Source organism: Campylobacter troglodytis, from assembly GCF_006864425.1.
GTDB classification, from domain to species: domain Bacteria; phylum Campylobacterota; class Campylobacteria; order Campylobacterales; family Campylobacteraceae; genus Campylobacter_D; species Campylobacter_D troglodytis.
In genome coordinates this window covers 1-7,491 of record NZ_QHLI01000078.1, presented here as the reverse complement: position 1 = coordinate 7,491, position 7,491 = coordinate 1, and the positions used below count along the sequence as shown (strand labels likewise).

At 34.8% G+C, this 7,491-nt stretch carries 10 protein-coding genes and 2 pseudogenes; 7 read left to right on the top strand and 5 right to left on the bottom strand.

The genetic code is table 11. The features are described from left to right. Positions 1–320: 320 nt before the first annotated feature. The gene (gene argC / locus DMC01_RS11355; RefSeq protein ID WP_221887158.1) at positions 321–1,364 is read left to right on the top strand and encodes an N-acetyl-gamma-glutamyl-phosphate reductase; all 1,044 of its coding nucleotides are present in this window, start codon (positions 321–323) and stop codon (positions 1,362–1,364) included. A gap of 67 nt (positions 1,365–1,431) precedes the next feature. Further along, positions 1,432–1,899, top strand: a complete 468-nt coding sequence (locus DMC01_RS11350) for a GNAT family N-acetyltransferase (protein WP_142694321.1) — start codon at positions 1,432–1,434, stop codon at positions 1,897–1,899. A gap of 369 nt (positions 1,900–2,268) precedes the next feature. Here DMC01_RS11350 and DMC01_RS11345 read toward each other — a convergent pair whose 3' ends face one another. Both DMC01_RS11345 and surE read right to left on the bottom strand, forming a co-directional pair. Further along, positions 2,269–2,493, bottom strand: a complete 225-nt coding sequence (locus tag DMC01_RS11345) for a hypothetical protein (protein WP_142694320.1) — start codon at positions 2,491–2,493, stop codon at positions 2,269–2,271. 841 nt (positions 2,494–3,334) lie between these two features. Then, complete coding sequence (gene surE / locus DMC01_RS11340) at positions 3,335–4,120, bottom strand: 5'/3'-nucleotidase SurE (RefSeq protein ID WP_142694319.1); 786 nt, start codon at positions 4,118–4,120, stop codon at positions 3,335–3,337. A 105-nt stretch (positions 4,121–4,225) separates the two neighbouring features. Here surE and DMC01_RS11335 point away from each other — a divergent pair, with 105 nt between their 5' ends. From DMC01_RS11335 to DMC01_RS11320, 5 genes and pseudogenes are all read left to right on the top strand, one after another. Next, the gene (locus tag DMC01_RS11335) at positions 4,226–4,504 is read left to right on the top strand and encodes a beta/alpha barrel domain-containing protein (RefSeq protein WP_185908903.1); all 279 of its coding nucleotides are present in this window, start codon (positions 4,226–4,228) and stop codon (positions 4,502–4,504) included. Beyond that, positions 4,498–4,689, top strand: coding sequence for a hypothetical protein (locus DMC01_RS11330; protein ID WP_142694317.1), 192 nt, complete (start codon positions 4,498–4,500; stop codon positions 4,687–4,689). The genes DMC01_RS11335 and DMC01_RS11330 overlap by 7 nt, the downstream gene beginning before the upstream one ends. Next, positions 4,668–4,814: a hypothetical protein gene (locus DMC01_RS13810; RefSeq protein WP_185908902.1), complete on the top strand. Its 147-nt coding sequence runs from the start codon at positions 4,668–4,670 to the stop codon at positions 4,812–4,814. The genes DMC01_RS11330 and DMC01_RS13810 overlap by 22 nt, the downstream gene beginning before the upstream one ends. A 12-nt stretch (positions 4,815–4,826) precedes the next feature. Then, the gene (locus tag DMC01_RS11325; protein WP_142694316.1) at positions 4,827–5,054 is read left to right on the top strand and encodes a beta/alpha barrel domain-containing protein; all 228 of its coding nucleotides are present in this window, start codon (positions 4,827–4,829) and stop codon (positions 5,052–5,054) included. 377 nt (positions 5,055–5,431) lie between these two features. Beyond that, positions 5,432–5,536: pseudogene (locus DMC01_RS11320) on the top strand (IS1595 family transposase); the annotation flags it as partial. 149 nt (positions 5,537–5,685) lie between these two features. Here the strand turns inward: DMC01_RS11320 and DMC01_RS16860 are convergent. From DMC01_RS16860 to DMC01_RS11310, 3 genes and pseudogenes are all read right to left on the bottom strand, one after another. Then, positions 5,686–5,961: pseudogene (locus DMC01_RS16860) on the bottom strand (hypothetical protein); the annotation flags it as partial. Positions 5,962–6,033: 72 nt separating this feature from the next. After that, positions 6,034–6,687, bottom strand: a complete 654-nt coding sequence (locus DMC01_RS11315; protein WP_185908900.1) for a lipase family protein — start codon at positions 6,685–6,687, stop codon at positions 6,034–6,036. Then, positions 6,677–7,009 (bottom strand): hypothetical protein, encoded by a 333-nt coding sequence (locus tag DMC01_RS11310; protein ID WP_142694315.1) that lies wholly within the window; start codon positions 7,007–7,009, stop codon positions 6,677–6,679. Before DMC01_RS11310 ends, DMC01_RS11315 begins: the two co-directional genes overlap by 11 nt. Positions 7,010–7,491 lie beyond the last annotated feature (482 nt).

Genomic DNA, 7,491 nt, shown 5'->3' with positions numbered 1-7,491 from the left:
TTCGCTCCGAAATGTAGGGCAAAAATATATACTTGTTTAACATCGATTTTACCAACCTTTCAGCCGTAATTATATCAGCTAAAAGTATCAATCGCCAAAAGAAAATTGTGTGCTTCATTTAAAAGAAACAAAGTTAAGATAAAAAAATTAGGACAAAATTTTTATTAAAATTGATAAGAAGAAATTCTATTAAAGCATTTTGAGCCTTAAATTTTCATCAAATTTGTAGCACAGTCCTTAAGAATGAAACTTTTTTGAAACTTTTTTTACTTGCAAGATAAAATTGTAGTATAATGAAACTTTTATTTTAAGGATCTTTGGTGAAACAAATAACTGTTGGCATCTTAGGGGCAAATGGCTACACAGGCTATGAATTAGTTCGCTTACTTTTAAGGCATCCAAATGTAAAATTAAGCTATCTAGGCTCTCGCAGCTTTAAAGGCAAGGCTTATAGCGAGGTTTATCCTAGTATGCAAGGCTTAGTTGATCTAAGGTGTGATGATAAGAGGCTTTGTGAAATTTCTAGTGATTTAGACTGTGTGTTTATGGCTACTCCTCAGGGCTTTTGTATGAAAGAATTAAGCGAGGAGGTGCTTTCGCAAACAAAGGTGATTGATCTTAGTGCGGATTTTCGCCTAAAAGATGCAACTGTTTATGAAAAATGGTATAAGATTAAGCACGAGGGCGTGAATTTTTTAAGCGAGGCTGTGTATGGACTAAGTGAAATTCATAGAGCTAACATTAAAAAAGCAAGGCTTGTTGCCAATGCTGGATGTTACACTAGCTGTGCCATTTTAAGCCTTTATCCTCTTGTAAAAGCTGATGTTTTAGACCTTTCAAGCATAATAATAGACGCAAAGAGTGGTAAAAGCGGAGCTGGTAGAGGAGAAAAGCTTGAGAATTTATACTGCGAGACAAATGAAAATTTCGCTGCTTATGGCATTGGCACTCATAGGCATACACCTGAGATAGAAACCCAGCTTAGCTTAGCTGCTAGTAAGGGGCTTACAGTGCAATTTACCCCCCACCTTGTGCCTATGCAAAGGGGCATTTTAAGCACCATTTATGCAAGATTAAGCACAAAATTAAGCGAGGATGAGCTTCGTAAAATAATGAGTGATTTTTACAAGGATGAGTACTTCATAAAGCTCTTGCCAAAGGGCATTTTGCCTCAAACTCGCTTTGTGAAGGGGACAAATTTCACCCATATAAATTTGCATTTTGATGAGAGGACACAAAGGCTTATCATAATCTCAGCCCTTGATAATCTCATCAAAGGAGCAGCAGGTCAGGCTGTGCAAAATCTCAACATACTCTTTGGCTTTGATGAAAAAGCTGGTTTAGAGCTAAGCGCAAGCTTATGAGCTTTTAAATTTAAAAGCTTGAATTTAGCAATTTTAAGGGTGTTAAAACTTATATTGAAGGCTAGAAATGATATTAAGAGCTATGCAAAAAGGCGATTATAGCAATGTTTATGAGCTTTGGTGCGAGATAAAGGGCTTTGGGATAAGAAGCATTGATGATAGCAAGGATTATATAGAAAGCTTTTTGGATAGAAATCCAAATTTAAGCGTGGTTTGCGAGCTTGATGAGGATAAAAACGGCTTTAAAAAGGGCAAGATCATAGGTAGCATACTTTGCGGACACGATGGACGCACGGGTGGCTTTTATCATGTCTGTGTTCATAGTGCCTTTCGTAAGCTTGGCATAGCCCACGAGATGACAAAGTTTTGTCTAAACGCACTTCGCAAGGAAAAGATAAATAAAATAGCCCTCATAGCCTTTAAAAGTAATGATTTAGGAAATGAGTTTTGGAGGCATTATGGCTTTACTCTAAGAGAGGATGCAAACTACTACGATCTTTCTTTAAATGATGACAACTCTACGCATTTTATTTAAGACTTAGAAAAACATAAGCGTATCTTATCAAAAAGTTTTTGCACAAATCTTGATCTTGTAATTTAGTGCTAGATCTAAATTTTGTTTTAGGTGTAAAATTAAATTTTTTTAGAACTGCTTTTAAATTTAGCCCATCCTTGCATAAGCTTAGAGCTTTTAGCTTTCATCGATAGATTTTTAACAAAAGCAAACTCAAATTTGCTGTGTTTGAATCCACAATATGCCTTCTTGCAAAGAAACAAACAAAGCGAAGTAAAAAAATATAAAAATTGTTTCTTTGTGATTTAAAATGAATATTTATTTTGGCTCAAGATACTCTAATAGGATTTTGGCTTATCAATTTTAATAAATTTTGATGATAATATTGCCTTAAATTTTTCGTCTTAACTCTGTTTCTTTTAAGTGAAGGATAAAATTTTCTTTCCTAGCCTTTAAATTTAGCCAAATCAAACTTTGCAAACTTCTACTACGCAGTTGCAAGAGGCTTAACGAAGTAAAAACATAGGCGTTTCCAGCCCCACGCTTTCCACGCACTCTTTTTGCACCTTTTGCTACGCAGTTGCAAGACGAAACGAAGTAAAAAATAACTCTCATCAACCTCAACCACTCATTTTCTAAAGAAACTGCGTTTTGCTAATTTTTTCACACTCTTTAAGGGTTAAAAGCTTGCTGCACTATCCTATTCACGCAAGGGCGAGAAACCTTGCACAAAACAGCGATTTTGCTTATGCAAATGTCAGCACAAAAACACTCCAAAATTGATTAAATTTTCGCTTTTAAATGTAGGGCAAAAATATATATTTGTTTAACATCGATTTTACCAAGCTTTTAGCTGTTATTATATCAGCTAAAAGTATCAATCGCCTATATTTTTGTAAAACAGTATCGTTCTTGAACTCAAGCTTGTCATTTTATGGTGAAAACTTTAAAAAACCTTGCTTTATCAAAGAAACTTCGTTTTGCTAAAACGATTTTGCTTTGTAAAGAAACCTTGCTATGCAAAAGAAGATTATTTTTACGCAAAAGCCTTGCTTTTAGATACTTTTATTGCAAATACCTTGTAGCTTACTGGCTTGCTACAATAAATCTAAGATCAAGATGACAAGAATTCACGGTCATTTTTTACCTTTTGTTATTTTGCTTTGTAAGACAACAAAAAATCCTTGCAAGGTAAAAAAGCCTTCTTGTAGTATCTTACTCACACTAAGACAAAGATATTAAGCATAAACTAAGATAGATATTTTAGAAAATTAGTCAAATTCATAAAAAGCCCTTAATCAAGCTTATAAGATGATTTTTAAAGATAGTTTTCAAGCACTAGCTGAATTTACAAAGCTCATAATAAAAAATTTGCTTAATATACTTTATTTACTGAAATTGATAAGCTAAAATCCTATTAAAGTATCTTGGTCTAAAAATTTTAGCAAGTTATACATTAAGTCAGATCAAAACTAGCCCATTTTTTAAGGGTTTCTAGCCTCTTGTAAGCTGTTAGATCTAGCATTACGGGTGTCATTACAGCATAGCCTTTTAAAAGCAGATCTATGTCTGTATCTTGCTTACTTTCATGCTCCAAGCCAGTACTTGCTAGCCAGAAATATTGAAATCCTCTTGGATTTTTATGCTCATAAGCCTTGTAATTATACACCCTCTTTCCAGCCCTTGCAACCCTTAATCCCTTGAATTTTGCCCTTGCTGAGGGGAAGTTTAGATTTATAAATTCTTTTTTTTCAAGGGGAAAGCCTCCGGTTAAGATCTTATTAACCACCTCATAGGTAATTTTTAGAGCATTTTTAAAGCTTAAATCCTCTTGAAGCTCTCCTTTTTGAAAGTATTGAGAAAGAGCTAAGGCAGGAACTCCTTGCAAAACAGCCTCCATAGCCCCTGCACAAGTTCCTGAGTAGCTTATATCCTCGCTTATATTTGCTCCGTGATTGATCCCACTTATGACAAGATCAGGCAAACGGTGCTTGTATAAAGCATGCAAGGCAAGATAAACACAGTCAGTAGGTGTGCCATCATCAAGCTTGTAAAAATTCTCTTTGATTTTTACAAGGCGAAGGGGGCGGGTTAGGGTTATGGAGTGAGAGGAGCCTGATTTTTCACTAGCAGGAGCTACCACAGTAATTCTAGCCTTAAATTTGGATTTTAGCATTTTAAGCAGTTTTTTAAGACCCTTGCTTTCAAAGCCATCATCGTTGGTAATCAAAATTTCTTTCATTGCGTGTCCTTAAAAAAGTGATTTTAACATAAATCGATTAAGATTATTTAACATTATTTTAAGCTTTATGCTACAATTTTGTTGTTTTTTCACAAAAGATAAATGATGATAATGTTTAGCGACAACGAGCTTATAGCCTTGCTTAAACAAGATGTGTCCTTTTTGGACAATACTAGCTTTGGGCTTGGAATTTTGGGCTTTGCTAGTGTGAATTTTTACCCCAAAAATGATGAAATTGTGCTTTGTGGGCTTGATGAGTGCGTTAGACTTGCTAAAATTGAAGGCATTGAAAGTGAAATTTTTGCAAAAGATAGAGAGACAATTGAGCCAAAAAGCGTATTTTTAAGGTTAAAAGGCGAGGCGATGAGCCTTTTAAAGTGGTAAAAACTATGCAAAATCTGCTTGAAAATGCTAGTTCTTTGGCGACTTATACGCGAGCTATGCTTGAAAATGCAAGGTTACAAAATAAAAACATAGCCCTACTTGGCACGCGAAAAACTATGCCCTATGCGAAAAAATTCTTGCTAAAATTATTTGCGGAGACGCTTTGCCGTATAGATATGGGTTAAACGGTAGCATTTTGGTGTTTAAAGAGCATAGAATGCTTTGCAAGGACCTTGAAAAGGAGCTTGTAAGGCTTAAAAATGCCTACAAAGAGCATAAAATCATAATTGAGATAGAAAATGCTAACTAGGCTAGGCATTTTATCACGCTTGGAGCGGACATTTTGCAATGCGAACGCTTTTCTTGCAAGGCTTTAAGTGAGCTTGTAAAAGAGATAAAAGCCAAATTTCTGCACATTTTGCTCTCAGCCATAGGGGGTGTGAATAAAGAAAACGTCGCAGAGTTCGCCAAAACAGAAGTGGTTATGCTCGTCTCAACGGCTATATATAGGGCTAGAATTTGCGATATAAAGGTGGAGTTTGTGAAATAAATAAATTAGGCTCAAGATACTTTAATAGGATTTTCTCTTATCAATTTTAGTAAATTTTGATGAGAATATTGCCTTAAATTTTTCGTCTTAATTCTGTTTCTTACAAGTTAAGGACAAATTTTCTTTTTTGTGCTTTTAAATTGGCGATTGATACTTTTAGTTGATATAATTACGGCTGAAAGCTTGGTAAAATCGATGTTAGTATATATTTTTGCCCTACATTTGAAAGCGGAAATTTTAGCAATTTTGGAGTGTTTTTGTGCTGACATTTGCGTAAGCAAAATCGCTGTTTTGTACAAGGTTTCTCGCCCTTGCGTGAATAGGATAGTGCAGCAAGCTTTTGATAGCCAAAGAGTGCGAAAAAATCAGCAAGATGAGTGGTTGAAGTTAATGAGAGTTATTTCGGAGCAAAAAGGGTGCGTGGAAAGCGTGGGCGTGGGGCTGGTCGCAAAACACCTGTGTTTGGAATGCTAAAATGCAATCGCACGAGTTCATACACTCAAACACTTGCTCTGCCAAAGAGCTATTACCTATCATAAGGGACTTTGCAGAGTACCACCTGTGTATAAACTCGTGCGATTGCATTTTAGCAAACCTTTTGCTTACAGTTACAAGAGGCGTAACGAAGTAGAAACACAGGCGTTTTCAGCCCCACGCTTCCACGCACACGCTTTGCACCTTCTGCTTACAGTTGCGAGTGTAACGAAGTAAAAAATAACTCTCATCAACTTCTATCTCACCGCTCATTTTCTAAAGAAACTTCGTTTTGCTGATTTTTTCACACTCTTTGGCTATTAAAATGCGAATTTCTTTGAAAATTTTACACAAATTTTGATGACGAATTTGACAAAGTAGAGCGTTTTTTCGCCTCTAAATCAAGGGCGAAATACTTCAAAATTTCCCTAAATTATATCTACGAAATTCGGTAACGGACTTTTGTTTTTCATAGGACTTAGCTTAAAAACCCTTTGGTTTAAATTTAATTGAGTCTAATTATATTATAAGCTGGCTTTAAATTCTTTGCACCAGGTGCATTAAAAGTATAAACTTCGTTTATGTTGCCTCTATCATTGGCAGTGCAAAGGCTTAGGGCTAATAATTGAGCCAAGGTTCCACCTAATGAATGTCCTGTGAGGGTTAAAGACTGTTTTTCTTTCATTTGTGGATATGTATCAAGGCAAGCTTGATAAAAGTTAAGCATATCTTTGTATTGATTTGGCACATTTTGATCTAATAATTGCATATCGCTTATCCACAGGTCTCTATTTAAAATGCCCTTTGTGCCACGAATTGCAAATATAAATGTTTTTGTGAATTTATTTTGAAACAGTGTCGCAGAAAATCCTGAATCTGTGTTAGGACAGTGTTTGAGTAAATCGTAGCGTTCAAGGAAATTTTTTGCTTGAATTTCTCCAAATTCGCCATTGAGTTCGCATGTGTCAGTAAGATAATATTCATGTCCTATTTTTATTTTTTTACCAGCTGTTTTGCCATTGTAATTTGAGCTTATAATTTCGTTTAGGGTAATAGTGATATTATTTTCTTTCAATACATACCCATCTAAATCAAAGTAAAAATAACTTGCCTGTGCTAGTTCAGCGTAATTTTTTAAATCATCAAGTTTAGCTATCACTTGGGTTCCCTCCTTCAAATAGTATCCAATAATAATAGCGTATCAAACTAAAAAAAGAGTCTATTCCAAAACGGAAAATATATTCCGCAACAAAAGCTAACGGATAATATAAAAGCAATACACAAAACATTATTAAATATTTCTTATTTCTTTTTATAGCAAGACAAAATAAACTATAAACCAACAATGGCACAAGATCTAGTCCAAGTATTATCAAAAATTCCTGAACTATATCTGGACTATAAACCATAGCATGTGCGATAATCCAAACAAACCCCCAAAAAGCAAGCCAGCAAGCATAAAGTATTATCAATAGTATCATTTTGCCTCTCTTAGCTTAAATATAAACTCTTTTGTGAATTTATTTTGGAATTCAAGTTACAGAAAAGCTTGAGGTTGTGTTTGATTGATGAAGCAATAATTCATATTTTTCAAGGAAATTTTTTGCTTGAATTTCTCCAAATTCACCGTTTATTGTATCAAAATTAAATCCTCATTTTTTTTACACCCTATTTTTTCCTCATTTTTGTCATCTCATCTTTTTCAAGCTCTCATCATTTCCATCTCATTTTTTTTACTCATCCTCATCTTGTTTCCTACCATCATCTTTTTTCCACCACTCATCTTTTCTACTCGTCCTCATTTTTTCCCTCATTATTCCATTCTCATCTTTTTTTACTAGCCCTCATCCTTTTCTACATCCCATTTTCACCCCTCATCTTGTCCCCTCATCAACGCCTCTTTCTATCAAGGCTTCAAGCCTGGTTTCAATTTTGGTATTATTCGTTTTAAGATCAAGCAGAG

Coding starts and splice junctions, on each gene's coding strand:
- DMC01_RS11335 (WP_185908903.1), top strand. CDS start 4,226: ATGATAATGTTTAGCGACAACGAGCTTATAGCCTTGCTTAAACAAGAT.
- DMC01_RS11345 (WP_142694320.1), bottom strand. CDS start 2,493: ATGAGAGTTATTTTTTACTTCGTTTCGTCTTGCAACTGCGTAGCAAAA.
- DMC01_RS11350 (WP_142694321.1), top strand. CDS start 1,432: ATGATATTAAGAGCTATGCAAAAAGGCGATTATAGCAATGTTTATGAG.
- DMC01_RS11310 (WP_142694315.1), bottom strand. CDS start 7,009: ATGATACTATTGATAATACTTTATGCTTGCTGGCTTGCTTTTTGGGGG.
- surE (WP_142694319.1), bottom strand. CDS start 4,120: ATGAAAGAAATTTTGATTACCAACGATGATGGCTTTGAAAGCAAGGGT.